At 55.8% G+C, this 14,007-nt stretch carries 18 protein-coding genes; 2 read left to right on the top strand and 16 right to left on the bottom strand.

Features of this window, described 5'->3' with window-relative positions; translation table 11 throughout:
* Together carA and pyrR are read right to left on the bottom strand one after the other, a co-directional pair.
* Positions 1 to 1,089, bottom strand: coding sequence for a glutamine-hydrolyzing carbamoyl-phosphate synthase small subunit (gene carA, locus MHFGQ_RS04630; protein ID WP_106005882.1), 1,089 nt, complete (start codon positions 1,087 to 1,089; stop codon positions 1 to 3).
* Between the two features lie 34 nt (positions 1,090 to 1,123).
* On the bottom strand, positions 1,124 to 1,690 hold the full coding sequence (pyrR, locus tag MHFGQ_RS04625) for a bifunctional pyr operon transcriptional regulator/uracil phosphoribosyltransferase PyrR (protein WP_106005883.1): 567 nt from the start codon (positions 1,688 to 1,690) through the stop codon (positions 1,124 to 1,126).
* 260 nt (positions 1,691 to 1,950) lie between these two features.
* On the opposite strand from pyrR, the gene MHFGQ_RS04620 reads away from it, so the two are divergent.
* Positions 1,951 to 3,276 carry an ISNCY family transposase gene (locus tag MHFGQ_RS04620; RefSeq protein ID WP_245907886.1) on the top strand — a complete coding sequence of 442 codons (1,326 nt, stop codon included), beginning with the start codon at positions 1,951 to 1,953 and terminating at the stop codon, positions 3,274 to 3,276.
* 5 nt (positions 3,277 to 3,281) lie between these two features.
* Here MHFGQ_RS04620 and MHFGQ_RS04615 read toward each other — a convergent pair whose 3' ends face one another.
* From MHFGQ_RS04615 to thiD, 11 genes are all read right to left on the bottom strand, one after another.
* Positions 3,282 to 4,343 carry a DUF1786 domain-containing protein gene (locus tag MHFGQ_RS04615; protein ID WP_106005885.1) on the bottom strand — a complete coding sequence of 354 codons (1,062 nt, stop codon included), beginning with the start codon at positions 4,341 to 4,343 and terminating at the stop codon, positions 3,282 to 3,284.
* 21 nt (positions 4,344 to 4,364) lie between these two features.
* Positions 4,365 to 4,535: a twin-arginine translocase TatA/TatE family subunit gene (gene tatA / locus MHFGQ_RS04610; RefSeq protein ID WP_106005886.1), complete on the bottom strand. Its 171-nt coding sequence runs from the start codon at positions 4,533 to 4,535 to the stop codon at positions 4,365 to 4,367.
* A gap of 65 nt (positions 4,536 to 4,600) precedes the next feature.
* Positions 4,601 to 5,362 carry an ABC transporter permease gene (locus MHFGQ_RS04605; RefSeq protein WP_106005887.1) on the bottom strand — a complete coding sequence of 254 codons (762 nt, stop codon included), beginning with the start codon at positions 5,360 to 5,362 and terminating at the stop codon, positions 4,601 to 4,603.
* A gap of 2 nt (positions 5,363 to 5,364) precedes the next feature.
* Positions 5,365 to 6,282: an ABC transporter ATP-binding protein gene (locus MHFGQ_RS04600; RefSeq protein WP_106005888.1), complete on the bottom strand. Its 918-nt coding sequence runs from the start codon at positions 6,280 to 6,282 to the stop codon at positions 5,365 to 5,367.
* A 90-nt stretch (positions 6,283 to 6,372) separates the two neighbouring features.
* Positions 6,373 to 7,659, bottom strand: a complete 1,287-nt coding sequence (locus tag MHFGQ_RS04595; RefSeq protein WP_106005889.1) for a hypothetical protein — start codon at positions 7,657 to 7,659, stop codon at positions 6,373 to 6,375.
* A 72-nt stretch (positions 7,660 to 7,731) separates the two neighbouring features.
* Complete coding sequence (locus tag MHFGQ_RS04590) at positions 7,732 to 8,670, bottom strand: AEC family transporter (protein ID WP_106005890.1); 939 nt, start codon at positions 8,668 to 8,670, stop codon at positions 7,732 to 7,734.
* A 6-nt stretch (positions 8,671 to 8,676) separates the two neighbouring features.
* On the bottom strand, positions 8,677 to 9,519 hold the full coding sequence (locus MHFGQ_RS04585) for a DNA methyltransferase (protein ID WP_106005891.1): 843 nt from the start codon (positions 9,517 to 9,519) through the stop codon (positions 8,677 to 8,679).
* Entirely contained in the window at positions 9,509 to 9,742 is a 234-nt protein-coding gene (locus tag MHFGQ_RS04580) for a hypothetical protein (RefSeq protein ID WP_106005892.1), read from the bottom strand. The genes MHFGQ_RS04585 and MHFGQ_RS04580 overlap by 11 nt, the downstream gene beginning before the upstream one ends.
* 3 nt (positions 9,743 to 9,745) lie before the next feature.
* The gene (locus MHFGQ_RS04575) at positions 9,746 to 10,681 is read right to left on the bottom strand and encodes an RluA family pseudouridine synthase (RefSeq protein ID WP_245907878.1); all 936 of its coding nucleotides are present in this window, start codon (positions 10,679 to 10,681) and stop codon (positions 9,746 to 9,748) included.
* Positions 10,678 to 11,130, bottom strand: a complete 453-nt coding sequence (lspA, locus tag MHFGQ_RS04570; protein WP_106005893.1) for a signal peptidase II — start codon at positions 11,128 to 11,130, stop codon at positions 10,678 to 10,680. Before lspA ends, MHFGQ_RS04575 begins: the two co-directional genes overlap by 4 nt.
* 2 nt (positions 11,131 to 11,132) lie before the next feature.
* Complete coding sequence (gene thiD / locus MHFGQ_RS04565) at positions 11,133 to 11,963, bottom strand: bifunctional hydroxymethylpyrimidine kinase/phosphomethylpyrimidine kinase (protein ID WP_277997039.1); 831 nt, start codon at positions 11,961 to 11,963, stop codon at positions 11,133 to 11,135.
* A gap of 74 nt (positions 11,964 to 12,037) precedes the next feature.
* Here thiD and MHFGQ_RS04560 point away from each other — a divergent pair, with 74 nt between their 5' ends.
* On the top strand, positions 12,038 to 12,241 hold the full coding sequence (locus MHFGQ_RS04560; RefSeq protein ID WP_146127166.1) for a DUF1540 domain-containing protein: 204 nt from the start codon (positions 12,038 to 12,040) through the stop codon (positions 12,239 to 12,241).
* Here the strand turns inward: MHFGQ_RS04560 and MHFGQ_RS04555 are convergent.
* From MHFGQ_RS04555 to pduL, 3 genes are all read right to left on the bottom strand, one after another.
* A complete protein-coding gene (locus tag MHFGQ_RS04555) occupies positions 12,232 to 12,960 on the bottom strand; it encodes a TraR/DksA C4-type zinc finger protein (protein WP_106005895.1) in 729 nt (242 codons plus the stop codon). The two genes, MHFGQ_RS04560 and MHFGQ_RS04555, sit on opposite strands and share 10 nt — an antisense overlap.
* Before the next feature lie 20 nt (positions 12,961 to 12,980).
* On the bottom strand, positions 12,981 to 13,265 hold the full coding sequence (locus MHFGQ_RS04550) for a DUF5665 domain-containing protein (protein WP_106006022.1): 285 nt from the start codon (positions 13,263 to 13,265) through the stop codon (positions 12,981 to 12,983).
* Between the two features lie 89 nt (positions 13,266 to 13,354).
* On the bottom strand, positions 13,355 to 13,957 hold the full coding sequence (gene pduL, locus MHFGQ_RS04545; protein WP_106005896.1) for a phosphate propanoyltransferase: 603 nt from the start codon (positions 13,955 to 13,957) through the stop codon (positions 13,355 to 13,357).
* Positions 13,958 to 14,007 lie beyond the last annotated feature (50 nt).

Below are 14,007 nucleotides of genomic sequence, written 5' to 3'. Positions count from 1 at the left end.
TCAGTCTCCCTCCCTTTCCCGTGCGGCATCTACCATCTCAATGAACTCATAGAAAAGGTATTCGGAATCCGTGGGCCCGGGAGAAGATTCGGGGTGATACTGGACGGAAAAGACCGGCAGCTGCCGGTGGCGCAGGCCCTCTACCGTGCCGTCATTAAGATTGATGTGGGTGACGGCCGCATCCTCCGGCAGGCTTTCTGCCCGGACGGCGTAACCGTGGTTTTGCGATGTGATATAAACCCGACCGGTATTTAAATCCTTGACGGGATGGTTGCCGCCGCGGTGGCCGAAGGGAAGTTTATAGGTATCAGCCCTCAGGGCCAGGGCCAGGAGCTGGTGCCCCAGGCAGATGCCCATCAGGGGTACTTTTCCCAGGAGTTCGCGAATGGTGGCCACGCCGTAGGGGACGTCCTTGGGATCCCCGGGGCCGTTGGAAACGACCACCCCGTGGGGGCGAGCGGCTAAAATATCGGCGGCCCTGCTCCCGGCCGGCATGACGGTGACCGTGCAGTCCAGGCGCCGGAGCCAGCGGATGATGTTCTCTTTAACCCCGAAGTTGTAAAGAACTATCCGGCGGTCGCCGCCGGCAAGGGTAAATGGCTCCTTGTTGGTCACGGCCGGTACCAGCCTGGGGCCGCTTAAAGGCGGTTCCGTGGCGGCCCGGCTTTTTAGCTCATCTAAATCGACATCGCCCACGGCCAGGATGCCTCGCATAGTGCCGTGACGCCGCAGGTGCCTGGTAAGGGCGCGGGTGTCCACACCCTGAAGGGCCGGAATATGGTTTTCCTTTAAGTAGCGATCGATATCACCCGTCGCCCGCCAGTTGCTTGGCCGGGAACATGCTTCATGGACAATAAAACCGGCCACCTGGGGACGTGGGGACTCCAGATCTTCGGCGTTGACACCGTAGTTGCCGATTAAGGGGTAGGTGAGGACAACGATCTGGCCGCAGTAAGAGGGATCCGTGAGAATCTCCTGGTAGCCGGTCATACTGGTGTTAAAAACTACTTCACCGTGGCAGCTCCCGGGATGGCCGAAGGCCTCACCGGTGAAAACCGTGCCGTCCTCTAGCACCAGAAAACCTTGCATGGGCGTTCACTCCCTGCCAATAAACTCCGCATATTTAAGGGCTCACGTCGAGCTCATGGGGCAGTTCCCGGATTAAAACCTGGTCCACGCCGTCGACTTCCTCAAGCTGCACGGCGATTTCTTCTTTACATGAGGTGGGTACGTTTTTCCCCACATAGTCGGCGCGGATGGGCAGCTCCCGGTGCCCCCGGTCGACGACCACCGCTAGCTGGATATTTCGCGGCCTTCCCCGGTCAAAAAGGGCGTCCAGGGCGGCCCTGATGGTGCGGCCGGTAAAGAGGACGTCGTCGACAAGGACTATCTTTTTACCCGTAATGGCGAAGGGAATTTGCGTTTCATTGACCTGGGGCTGGATGTTTAACGTCGTCAGATCGTCGCGGTAGAGGGTGATGTCCAGAATTCCCAGGGGAAGCTTAACCCCCTCAATATCCTCAATGATTTTCTGCAGCCTCTCGGCCAGGGGCACGCCCCGGCGGCGGATGCCGATGAGCACCAGATCTTCCGTGCCACGGTTTCTCTCCAGGATTTCATGGGCGATGCGGGTCAGGGCCCGGCGCAGTTTGTCGGCGTCCATAATTCTGGCTTTAACGGTTAACTCCATCTTAGATCCTCCTCCAGGCACAAAAAAACCTGCGCGTGAAGGCCGGCGCAGGTTTAGTATACCAGTATCCCTTTCCTACTAATCCTTTGCTAGCCTCACCGGACTAACTTAAAAGGACCTTCGAGATGGTAGTTTAGCCAAAAATCCTTTCCCTGTCAAGGGGCACTTTGCCTGCCTTGTGATCCATCTGTGATATTGTCAGGGTGAAATCCATCTGTAAAAATGTCAGTATGAGTAGGGAGAGGATTACCTTGTCACAGATGGAAATGAACCGGGTACTTGTTTTACAAAAAACTTTGGATGGAGAGATTACAGTTGCATATGCAGCCTCCATCTTGGGAATTAGCGAACGCCATGCCTATCGCCTTAAAGCGAAACTTAAAACCTTGGGCCCGGCAGGACTGGCCCACGGTAATCGCGGCCGTAAACCTGCTCATGCCCTCTCTGATGTTCTCTGCCAGAAAGTGGTGCAGCTCGCTCAAACTAAATACAGGGGGTGCAATTATACTTTCCTTAGCGAACTGCTCCGCGAACATGAAGGTATTTGTTTAAGCCCCGCTTCTGTGGGCCGTATCCTTAAAGCTGCTGGTATCCTCAGTCCTAGAAAACACCGCCCGCATAAACCTCATTGCCGCCGCCCTCGTAAACCCCAACTTGGGATGCTGGTTCAAATTGATGGTAGCCATCATGATTGGCTGGAGGGTCGGGGCCCTTCCTTGGTTTTACTGCTGGCCATCGATGACGCTACCGGCCGAATTCTTTCCGCCCTCTTCTGGCCTGCTGAGGATTTCGAGGGTTATTGCCGTCTCTTATACCAACTTATCACTAAGCACGGTATCCCTCTTGCTATTTATTCGGACAGGCATACCCTCTTCTTTTCACCGAAAGAAAAGCTGGAGCACCTTACTCTTGAGGAGCAACTGCTGGGTGAAAAGCGCTCTTTAACCCAGATTGGCCGCATCTTAAGGGACCTTGGCATCCAGCATATCCCGGCCTATTCTCCCCAGGCTAAAGGCCGCATTGAGCGCTCTTTTGAGACTTTACAGCAAAGGCTGGTTATCGAACTCCGCCTGGCCGGCGCCTCTTCCCTGGAAGAGGCTAACGCCGTACTTCCGGGGTTTATTGAGCGCTACAACGAAAAATTCGCCGTTCCCCCGGCTGAAACTGTTTCGGCCTTCCGCCCCATTCCTTCTCATTTGCGCCTGGAATATATCTTCTCCTGGAAGGAATATAGAACCTTAAATCCCGGCTACACCATTCACTTCCTGGGTAAGACATATAAAGTTTTAAACCCTAAAGGTGCGCCTTTTATCCCCCTTCGCTCTGTTGTGGAGGTCATTAAGCCCCTGGACGGTGCTTTGTGCGTTGCTTGGCAGGGCAATATTTATGGCCTTAAGGTATTCCCGGAAAATGCTAAAAGCAATTTAGAGAATAATAGGCCTGCTATGGCTCAAGAAAAAAGCGCGGGCCTTACCCCTTCTATTCCTCGCAGGCCCGCTGCTAATCATCCATGGCGTAATCCATGGAAACCTCGCAGGCCTAATTATACCACGTCCCTGACAGAATCACAGATGTGTTTTACCTGACATTTTCATTGATGCTTGACAGGGGCACTTTGCCTGCCGGTGGCGGCCACGGCGGCAATTAAACCGAAGCAGCCGCTTAACATCATGTCGCCAAAGGGTGCCGCCCAGTAGTAGTCCTGGTGGATGGTCAGCCGCCGCTGCGGACCCGTCACGGCTACAAAGTGAAAGCCTTTTCCGGGCCGGTAATCCGGGTGGATGTAGCAGCCATGGCCACCGTCGTTGAAAACTTCTTCCTGGGTCAGTTCCCCAGCGCGCAGCTTGGCGACGAAAGCCGCCAGCTTGTGGCCGCTCAAAACACTGGTATGGTGCTCAAAAAGGCCCCAGACCCGTCCCTCCTGGAGAAGAACACCGATGGTGTGCTGGTTACCGCAGTTGAGAACTATTAAACCTTCGCCGCTGTGGGCCGCGACCCTTTCATCGCCCAGGGCACCCCACAGGGCGGCCGCGCCGGTGTCCATGAGCCAGGCCCCCGGCGCCTGTTCCTGTACGGCCCTCATCCGCGTCAGATATTGAGGAGGCCGGCGGTAAAGGAGGTCGGTCAGCTTGCCGCCGTCGGCCACGAAGCGCCGCCAGTGCTGGAAACGAAAGAGGCGGTCGCTCATACCCTGCGGCGCCTCGCCGTGATCCAGGACGGCTATAGCCACTTCCCCCGGGAGTTCTACGCCATAGGGTGCCAGGCTGGCCGCAAGGGTGTCAAGATCGACGTCGCCCGTCTTTATAGTAACTGCGTCATCCGGCGGTGCCTCGGTTACCACGATGCCCAGCCGCCGCACCCGGTCCAGGTCGTCGTAAACCGTCCGGGCCGCCGCCGCCGTGGCATAGACCCTTAAACCGGCGGCCAGATGGCGGCGCAAAGCGCCCACCAGGGCTCCGCCCCCCATGAGATATCCGGTAAGAAAAACGTCCCGGCGGGCAGCAGTAGCCGCTTCTACCTTACGAGCGCAGATAACCGTCGGCGACGGCAGTATGAGCTGGACGCAGTTTTCCAACGGCTGGTCCGGGCGGTAAAGGAGGATGTCCTGGGTGCCGCCCCCGATATCTATGGCCAACAACGGCCGGCCTAGCATTATGCCACCTCCAAAAAAGCTCTATTCTTTCCTGGTTTCGTCTTCAGATTTTAGGCCTCTACGAAATTCATTAATGGTCCGCCCCAGACCGCGGCCGAGTTCCGGCAACTTCTTGGGTCCAAAGATGATCAACGCCGCCAGGATGATAAGGATCCAGGCATAGGGACTGAACAAAGATCCAAGGGTTATCATTTGAAAGCTCTCCTTTGATAACTTTAATAAAAAGGATAACATATTATCCCCAGCGGGACAACCTGCTAACCCGTCAAACGCCGCCGCAAAAGGTAAAGGGGCGGGTAAAAAAAGACGGCGGCAAAGCACAAAAGCCACAAAACATGGCCGCCAAGGGCCGGGGTCACCTGTCCTAAGACCAATGGCCTTACCATCTCCACCACATGATATAGGGGGATAAACCAGGCCAGATTGCGAACGACGGCGGGCATGGCATCAAGGGGAAAAAAGACGCCTGCGAAGAGGAACATAGGGGTAATTATGAGGGTAAAGAAATAGCTGAAGGTATCGATCTTCGGCACCAGTCCCGTCCAGATCATTCCCAGCTCGGCAAATATAAAACCGCACAGCACCAGCACCAGGGGCACCAGCAGGGCCGCCGGCGAAGGCACCAGGCCGAGGAAGAAAATCACCACCAGAATGACGGTACCGTAGAGAACGCTTTTAAAGGTACCGAAAAGCATTTCCCCGACGACCACTTCGTCCAGGCTTACCGGCGTGGCCACTATGGCATGGTATGTCTTCTGAAATTTCATGCGCACAAAGCTGTCATAGGTGCATTCGGAGGCCGTAGCCCACATGGCCGAGGAAGCGATGAGCCCCGGCGCCAGGAACTGGAGGTAGCTCATGCCCTTTATATCCGGAATATAATACCCCATGCCGTAGCCCATGGCCGCCAGGTACAGGAGGGGTTCGAGAAAGTTAAACATAATATTGGTCATCCAGGTCTTGCGAAAGACGACGAAATTGCGCCAGAAAACCTTCCAGACCCGGTAAGAAATGTTCATACTTAATCCAGCGACCTCCCCGTCAGCTTCAAAAAAACATCTTCGAGGGTGGCTGGCCGCAGCCGCATGTGGCTGAAGCGGGCGCTAAAATCCTGCAGCCGCCGCCATGTTTCCCGACCGTTGCTGGCATATAGATATAGAGTCTGGCCGATGATCTGGTGGCCCAATATACTCCCTTTAACAATTTCCAGGATAGTGCCGACCATCTCGTCTGCCGGCGCCAGTTCCAGGACCTCCCTCCCGACATGCCGCTCGACCAGCGCCCCTGGCTCTCCTTCTTCCAGGATAAGGCCTTTGTCCATAATAACCAGCCGGTCGCAGAGCCGCGCCGCTTCTTCCAAATAATGGGTGGTAAGGATAAGGGTTACCCCTGCCGCCTTCAGCTGGCGCAGCTTCTCCCAGATCAGGTGGCGGGCTTCCGGATCCAGCCCGGTGGTGGGTTCGTCTAAAACCAAAAGCTGGGGTTTATTAATCAAGGCCCGGGCTATGGCTAGGCGCCTTTTCATACCCCCGGACAGGTGATCCACCTCTACTCCGGCCTTTTCCTCTAAACCGGCAAAGGTCAGGAGTTCCCGGGTGCGTTTAATCCTTTCTGAACGGGGGATATCGAAATAACTTGCATAAAGGAGGAGGTTTTCTTCTACACTCAGTTCCGGATCCAGGTTGTCTTCCTGGGGCACCACTCCCAGGCGGGCCTTAATTTCCCGGGGATGGCGGCGCACATCAAACCCAAGGACCTCCAGGCTGCCCGCGGTAACAGGTATAAAGCAATGGATCATTTTTATGGTGGTAGTTTTGCCGGCGCCGTTGGGACCTAGGAAACCGAAACACTCCCCCGCACGAACGCGAAAGTTTATACCTTTCACCGCCGTAAATCCGTTGTATCTCTTTACTAGGTCGTACGCCTGTACCACATCCATCAAGGCATCCACCCGGCTTCAATAAAAATACCCCGTATTAATCGGGGTCAAGTCATATTATAAACTACAGTTGCCATTTTGAGCAAGGGGCTAGCGGCTGTAGGCCCTGGCCCGCGCCCTTTCCCGGACAAGTCTAAAACCGAAAAAGGCAGCCAGGCGTAAGGCCAGGCGCACCGGCCAGAAGTTCAGCTGGCGCTTCAGCTCCTGCCTTTCTTTCTGCAGGTCGGCCACCGCCCTTTCCAGATCTTCGTTGGCGATCAAGGTCGTCTGCAGGCGGTACTCCTGCTCCCGCAGCTGCTGCTTGAGACGGGCCTGTTCGGCCTGGGCGTCGCTGACGGTTTTATTAAGGGTCCCCTGCAGCTGCATGAGGCGTGTTTCCAGGTGGCTGACCCTTTTCTTTAACGTATCCCGCTCCACCCTTAAATTTACCAGCTGTTCTTCCATCTGGGTGAGTTCCTGGCGCAGTTCCTCTTTACGCCGGTGGAGCTTTTCTAAATCGCCCAACAGGTTTTTGTTCTCCCGGCGCAGGTCTTCAATTTCCTGCCGCATCTTCTCTTTTTCTTCGTCCTTCGGGGAAGCCTGACGAACGGTTCCGGCCTTGCCGCCGTTAATGAGGCTTAAGGTGAGGGTCGCCGCTTCCGCTCCCGCGGCAATTTCCGCCCAGGCCGGCGGTTCCGGTTCCAACTGCTTAACCGGGGTCGTTGGTGCCGCCGTGCCCTTCTCGCCGGTCGGCTTCAAGGGGAACAATTTGTCCCAGAAATCTTCTTTAGCCGCCGGTTCCGATTGAGCCAGGGGTACGGTATCTGAAGTTTGCGGCGCCATGACGGCGGCAACTTCCTTCTTGCCGGCCTCAATCGGGGAAGTGACCGCCGGCTGGGAAGGCGTCTTTTCCCCGGCAGGAGACGGTACGCTTTCAGGTTCGACATAAGACCAATGAATGAGGCCCCAGCGGCCGTCTTTAAGTCTGATAAAGCGCCCGTCGGCCACCAGTTTCTGTTCCCCCGGTACTTCCGGCTTACCTGCTTCCTTTAACACGGCATTGATTTCCGTCAAGCGCATGGCGTCGCCCTGGGATTGAAGGACGCGGTGGGCGGCGTCGTTTTCCTTTAAACCGTCCAGGCGCAGGCACCACAAACCCTTGCCTTCGCTGCGAAAACAAGGGTTTTTGCTCAGGCAGCGGTTGACGTTTTTTTGTATTTTGGCCAATGTATGGTTGACCAGCAGATTTTGCTGGGCCTCCTTGACCAGCTCGTCCACCGCCTGGGGTGAGTACTCAAAGAGACGCAGTTTTAAGAGATCGGTAAGGGAATCTAATTTACCCGTTACTTTAACTTTGGTAATCTTGGGAGCCGGTACATTTTTAGTTTTTTTGACCATGGGTGTCACCTCCTAATTTATTTGGTAATATTTGACACCCATGCCATTTTTTCCTGCTAGAAAAATGGATTTTTATGTCAAGAAATAGCAATTTAACAACCATACCCATAAAGGAATGGTTAACATGGAAACAAGGGTTGTGGACACTACTCCATGGGAAACGAGACCGTAATCCCCGCCGTACTTTCGGGCCACCGCTGGAGCAATAGCGGCCGCCGGCATGGCCATTTCCAGTACTACCAGCGAACGGGCTACCCTGTCCCATCCCGGTAAAAGGGCCATGGCGCCAAGGGCCACAAGGGGTAAAATTAACAACCTGATGGTGATCATATAGTAAACATTTTTATTTACCGCCAGTTCCCTTAAAGGGGATTCGGCCAGCATGGAGCCTACCAGAAGCAGGGCCAGGGGAATGGTAGCCTGACCCATACCCTCCAGAGGGTTAAACAAAAACAATGGCAGCTGGATATGGGTAACGGCCAAAAGCAGGCCTGCGGCAATGGCTAAAACGTTGATATTTAAGACCTGACGCCAATTTATACCGGAGTGGTGGTTGTCTTCCATCAAATAGACCCCAATGGTCCAGAACAGAATGTTATGGCCCAGGGCATACATGGCGGCATAAAAAACCCCCAGCTGACCCCAGAGGGAGTAGGCTACGGGAAAGCCCAGGTAGGCCACGTTACCGAAGGCGGCGGTTAAGCGCAGGGCCTTGTCTTCCCTTACGGGCAGGCGCAGCCAGCGCCCCACGGGAAGACACAGGACGTAGGAAAGTAGGACGAGAATAACGGCGGCGGCGAGGATGAAAAAAGCGTTGTTTAGTTCCTGGGGGGAAACCTTCAAGTTCATGGAAGTTATGGTCAAAGCCGGCATGGTAAAATAAAAGATAACGTCAGAAAGGGCTTTATCGCTTTCCGGGCTTAAAATTTGTAAGCGGCGTCCCATAAAACCCAGGAAGACATAGAAAAAAAGGGCCCCTATTTGGGCCCCGACGGCCAGCAGCTGCTGCAAGGGCCATCATTCCTTTCTCAGGATCAGGATGTTCTGGTGGGTGATGTTAGGGACAAAGACGGATTTGACGGCGTAGGGTTTTAAAGGACGGCGGGTGGCCTTGTTGGACCAGATCTTTACCCCCTTAAATTTAAAGCCCACCTCACGTAAGGATTGGGCAACAAGAAAACCTAAAGGAACATACTCCCCCTCCTGGTAACGGTCCCCCACCATCATTACCAGGTATCTACCGGGCAGCAGCACCCGCCAGATTTCTCCTCCGATTTCCTGAAGCCGCTCCAGGAAGGTTTCCAGGTCGGGGGCATGGCCCAGATCCCCTGCCAGTCCGGAAGACAGCATGTTAAAATTGGTTTCTCCACCGAAGCCCCTGGCCCCGTGGTTAATGCCGTAGGGAGGATCGGTTACGACCGCCGCAACAGACGCCGCCGGCAGTTCCTTCAACAGGGCAAGGCAATCGCCCTGGCGCATTTCCCCGTTTATTGCCTCACCATTGTCCGCCTCTTCCCGGGGGCATAAGACACCGTTCACCACGACAAAATCGCGCTGGATGGTCCGGTAGACGGCCACCCAGCGGGGATCGATTTCAAAACCGAGACTCTTCCTCCCGGTAAGGGCGGCGCCCAAAAGGGTCCCCCCCACCCCGGCGAAGGGATCCAGGACGAGTTCGCCTTCCTTGGTAAAAAAACGAATGATTTCCGCCATTACTTCCGGGGGTTTCATGGCGCCGTGCTGCTTGCGCAAAACATGGGTGGCATCGGGAGGGTAGTTGGTAATGTAGAGGGTATCGGTCCAGTACAGCCACTGGCGGCCGTCGAGGTCGTTAAGGCGGTTCCGGAGTTTACCCCCCATTCTGGCTTTCCTCCTGAAAGCCTGCCAGGATCTGCCTCGCCTGCTCCGTAACAGCGGCCGGCACCTGGATCTGGACTATTCCCAGGGGTCCAGTATGGAATCCGTAGATTTCCCCCAGGGCCTCTCCCACCAGACGTACCGGCAGACCGGCTGCCGCCAGCAGGCCCCGGATGAGCAGGGCTTCCGCCCTTTCCCTCACCGCCACGGTGACCCAGTCAGGCATCTATTAACCCTCTCCCTCCTTTTGCCGTCGCAATTTCTCCAGCACTTGCAGGAACGGCTGCGGCGGCGGTGCCGTAAATTCCAGATACTCGCCCCTAACGGGATGATTAAAGCCCAGGCAGGCGGCATGGAGGAGCTGCCCCGGTACGTCAAAGGGGCAGCGGCGCGGGCCGTACTTTAGATCCCCCACCACCGGATGGCCCAAAAAGGCCATGTGTACCCTTATCTGGTGGGTGCGCCCGGTCTCCAGTCTGGCCTCCAGCAGGGTAAAGCCGTCAAAATGCTCGAGGACACGGTAATGGGTGATCGCCTCCCGGGAGTTTTTGGCCGTAACCGCCATGCGCTGCCGGTCTACAGGATGGCGGCCGATGGGGGCTTCAATACGCCCGCACGGCTCGGAAATGTTCCCATGAACAAGGGCCAGGTAAACCCTTTTCATGGAGTGGGCCTTAACCTGGGCCGCCAGCCCCCGGTGGGCGGCATCATTTTTAGCCGCCACCAGTATGCCGGAGGTATCTTTGTCCAGGCGATGGACAATACCCGGCCTTAAGATCCCGTTTATACCCGAAAGGTCGCCGCAGTGGTATAAAAGGGCATTGACGAGGGTGCCGCTTTCATTGCCCGGCGCCGGGTGGACGACCATTCCCTGGGGTTTATTGACAACGATTACGTCTTCGTCTTCGTACAGGATATCCAGAGGTATGGGTTCCGGTTTGACCTCCAAGCTTACCGGATCCGGGAGGGTAACTAAAACTTTTTCCCCGCCCCGCAGGCGGTAATTGGCCTTGGGCCTTTCACCTCCCGCCAAAGTAACGGCTCCGGCCTCCAGGAGCTGCTGAATACGGGAGCGGGAAATCCCCTCCATTTCCCCGGCTAGCCAAGCGTCCAGACGTTTGCCCCTGTCCCAGAGCGGCACCTCCAGTTCCACCAGACGGCTCACAGGCTCTTCCCCTGCTCTCCCGCCGGGCCCAAAAGCTGCCAGCAGAGGAGAATGACGCCGCTAACAATTGCTACATCGGCCAGGTTAAATACCGGCCAGACACGGAAATCCAAGAAATCAACGACGTAACCAAAACGCAGGCGGTCGATGAGGTTTCCCAGGGCGCCGCCGGTAATCAGGGCCAAGGCCAGGCGCATAACCGGACTTCCCGGCGGCAGGATGCGGTAGGCAATGAGGATTACGGCCACCACCAGCACGGTGATTGCTACAAATACGGGCGTTTTATAGGCGAAAAGGCCGAAGGCGGCTCCCGGGTTATTGACGTAGGTTAAATGAAAAAACGAATTAATCACCGGGAGGCTCTCATTGGGCTGAAAATTAATCCTCACAATATACTTGGTAAGCTGATCGAGGCCTAGTACTAGGGCCACCAGCAGTAGAAAGGGCACGCTCATTCCCCCCAGGAATAATAGGATGCCAGGTGATGGACGGGCCCACAGCCCCGGCCCACTCCCAGGGCCCGGCCGATGGCCAGCTGAATATACTCTTTCGCCGCCGCTACCGCCTCAGCAACCGCCAGGCCCCGGGCCAGGAAGGCGGTGATGGCCGCCGACAGGGTGCATCCGGTGCCGTGGGTATGGCGGTTGTCCAGGCGCGGGGCGGTGAAGCGCCGTATTTCCCGGCCGTCATAAAGGATATCCGTCGCCGCGCCGGAAAGATGGCCGCCCTTTACCAGGACGTAGGGTACACCCAGATCGTGCAGCGCTTTAGCCGCTTCCACCATTCCTTCTTCACTGTCTATGTTACGTCCCGTAAGGGTGCCCGCTTCGTCAAGATTCGGGGTGATGACCAAGGCCAGGGGCAAAAGCTTTTCCTTTAAAACACGGCGTGCTTCCTTAGCCAGCAGGTAATCGCCGCTCTTGGCCACCATTACCGGATCGACGACCAGCTTTTTAACTCCGTACTCCTGTACCTTGGCAGCCACGACTTCAATAATGGCGACGCTGGAGAGCATCCCCGTCTTGGCGGCGTCGGCACCGATGTCCTTTAAAACGGCGTCTATCTGCCGCCCTACAAACTCCGCAGGCAATTCAAAGATTCCTTCCACCCCCACGGTGTTCTGGGCGGTTACCGCCGTAATGGCGCATGTACCGTAAACCTTGAGGGCCGCAAAGGTCTTCAAATCCGCCTGAATGCCGGCACCGCCCCCAGAATCCGATCCTGCTATGGTTAAAGCTTTGTACATGCCGCTCCTCTCCCTTACCCTTTCGTTTTCTATCATACCACGCCTCCAGAGATGGGTAAACTATTTTTACGACGGGAAAGCACTTAAGGCGTACAGGGAGGTTAAAAGGAATGTCTCGAATACGCTGTGAAATGGATATCTGCAGTCATCATGACGGTACGGGTTACTGTAAACTTGATACCATCCGCATTACCCGCAATGGCCTGGATACCAACTGCGGCAATTTCGAGCGGGTCTTACCGGAAGGAGAAACTACCACTGTCTTCTCTTTCGGCAGGCCAGATGATACCCTGGAAACCCAACCCTATGATTGAATCTTATCCCAGCCGGCATCACCGATCAATTTTTCTTCGGGGCTTGATTCATCGTCGATGTAGGCACCGGTGTCTTCATAGAACATGCCGTCGGCCCCTTTAAAATATGGTATACCTTCCACCGCCTCCACATAGCCTATATCCTCATCCAGGTCCATGGGGCCATAATAGGCCCCGCTCCTGCTTTCCGAGGCATGTTCGGTGGAACGCGCCAATTCCTGCCAGGTATCTTCTCCGTCGTACATTAGAGCTTCTTCCTCATCCGGGTGTTTCTGCCGGGGGTCGGAAAACTGACCGCCAAAAGGGGGAAGAACCACCTGTTCCTCGATGGGCCGCTTGTTGTTATCGCCGGTTTCTTCTAATTTTTTCCGGCATGCCAGGCATAAAGTCGTTTCCGGCACGGCCTCCAGGCGTTCCCGCGGTATTTCCCGGCCGCACTCCCGGCAATACCCGTAGGTGCCTTCTTTAATGCTTGCTAAAGCATCTTCTATCTTACGAAGCTGGAGGCGGGCATTGTCCCGCAGCGCCAGATCTTTGCTGCGCTCGAACTCTTCGCTGCCGAGATCGGCGGGATGGTTGTCGTAGCTGGAGAGTTCCTGGGTTGATTCAAAAAGGGAAGAGCGTAGCCCTCCGCTGGTTAAGGAATCTATTTGTTCCCGCAGCTTTTTCTTTTCTTCCAGCAAAAGGCGGCGAAAGTGTTCCAGGGTTGCGGCGTCCATTGATAAATAAATCCTCCCGTCTAGTAAATTTCCTGCTGGACCATGCGGACAATTTCAGCTATAAGCTTGCCGATTACCGGCAAATTCAAAAGGGCCAGCTCGCGGACGATATAGATGACGATGGCGCCCAGTATGGCAAATCCTACGGCTATTCCCAGACCCCTGGCCACACCGGCGGCAAAATTTAAGATTAAGAGGCGCCAGGGCCGACGATAAAGCTCTACCCATTCGGCCAGGCTGGCTTTTTCCATGGCGGCCATGAGCTGCTCAATTTTTGCAGCCAGGTAAAAGGCGGTTTTTCCCATATCGGCCAACGGCGCTTGCTCCTTGCAGGGAAAGACTCCTAAAAGACTCCTTTATATCTTTCCCCGCACCCGAAATAAAAAATCCTGCGTTAAGGCCGCAGGATTTTTACTTTATCACCCCCGGACAAAAGGGCGGCATTGGCTTCGTCGGTGTCTAGATGCAGTTCCAGGCGATAGTGGGGACTGGTCCGGATGATTACGTTATCGAGGATCATGGCCCTAACCCCGGGCACCCAGACCCGTACTTGCTGTTCATCGTGGAGATTGAGGATTTTCGCCCGTTCTTCTTCCATATGAATGTGGCGGGCGGCCAGGATTACTCCCCGGCGGAGGTTGAGGGCCCCGGCTGGTCCGACTACCGCAATACCCGGGGTACCTTCTACGTCTCCCGATTGCCTTACCGGCGGCCTTAATCCCAGGCGGAAACCGTCGGTCATGGCTATTTCCACCTGGGAGTAGGCCCGCACCGGCCCCAGGACCCGGACGCCTTCCAGAACCCCCCGGGGACCGACGATGGTCACCGTTTCCCGGGCGGCAAATTCCCCCTCCTGGCTTAAAGGACGCAAGACCGTCAATTCGTATCCGGGACCGAAAAGGGCGTCCAGGTCTTCCCGGCAGAGATGGATGTGGCGGCCGGATACCCCCACCGGGACTTCCACGGGCAAGAAATCTTCTTCCTGGAACTGCCGCACCTTTCCCGCCTTCCTTTCCCTGTGCTCTGTCTCGTACCCTTTGGCGTCAA

This window comes from Moorella humiferrea, from assembly GCF_039233145.1.
In the GTDB taxonomy this organism is placed as follows: domain Bacteria; phylum Bacillota; class DSM-521; order Neomoorellales; family Neomoorellaceae; genus Neomoorella; species Neomoorella humiferrea.
This window is presented reverse-complemented; position numbering and strand designations above follow the sequence as displayed.

Bases quoted from the DNA above. Each gene is read 5' to 3' on its own strand.
- carA (WP_106005882.1), bottom strand. From the start codon at position 1,089: ATGCAAGGTTTTCTGGTGCTAGAGGACGGCACGGTTTTCACCGGTGAG.
- pyrR (WP_106005883.1), bottom strand. From the start codon at position 1,690: ATGGAGTTAACCGTTAAAGCCAGAATTATGGACGCCGACAAACTGCGC.
- MHFGQ_RS04620 (WP_245907886.1), top strand. From the start codon at position 1,951: ATGGAAATGAACCGGGTACTTGTTTTACAAAAAACTTTGGATGGAGAG.
- MHFGQ_RS04615 (WP_106005885.1), bottom strand. From the start codon at position 4,343: ATGCTAGGCCGGCCGTTGTTGGCCATAGATATCGGGGGCGGCACCCAG.
- tatA (WP_106005886.1), bottom strand. From the start codon at position 4,535: ATGATAACCCTTGGATCTTTGTTCAGTCCCTATGCCTGGATCCTTATC.
- MHFGQ_RS04605 (WP_106005887.1), bottom strand. From the start codon at position 5,362: ATGAACATTTCTTACCGGGTCTGGAAGGTTTTCTGGCGCAATTTCGTC.
- MHFGQ_RS04600 (WP_106005888.1), bottom strand. From the start codon at position 6,282: ATGGATGTGGTACAGGCGTACGACCTAGTAAAGAGATACAACGGATTT.
- MHFGQ_RS04595 (WP_106005889.1), bottom strand. From the start codon at position 7,659: ATGGTCAAAAAAACTAAAAATGTACCGGCTCCCAAGATTACCAAAGTT.
- MHFGQ_RS04585 (WP_106005891.1), bottom strand. From the start codon at position 9,519: ATGGGGGGTAAACTCCGGAACCGCCTTAACGACCTCGACGGCCGCCAG.
- MHFGQ_RS04580 (WP_106005892.1), bottom strand. From the start codon at position 9,742: ATGCCTGACTGGGTCACCGTGGCGGTGAGGGAAAGGGCGGAAGCCCTG.
- thiD (WP_277997039.1), bottom strand. From the start codon at position 11,963: ATGATAGAAAACGAAAGGGTAAGGGAGAGGAGCGGCATGTACAAAGCT.
- MHFGQ_RS04560 (WP_146127166.1), top strand. From the start codon at position 12,038: ATGTCTCGAATACGCTGTGAAATGGATATCTGCAGTCATCATGACGGT.
- MHFGQ_RS04555 (WP_106005895.1), bottom strand. From the start codon at position 12,960: ATGGACGCCGCAACCCTGGAACACTTTCGCCGCCTTTTGCTGGAAGAA.
- MHFGQ_RS04550 (WP_106006022.1), bottom strand. From the start codon at position 13,265: ATGGGAAAAACCGCCTTTTACCTGGCTGCAAAAATTGAGCAGCTCATG.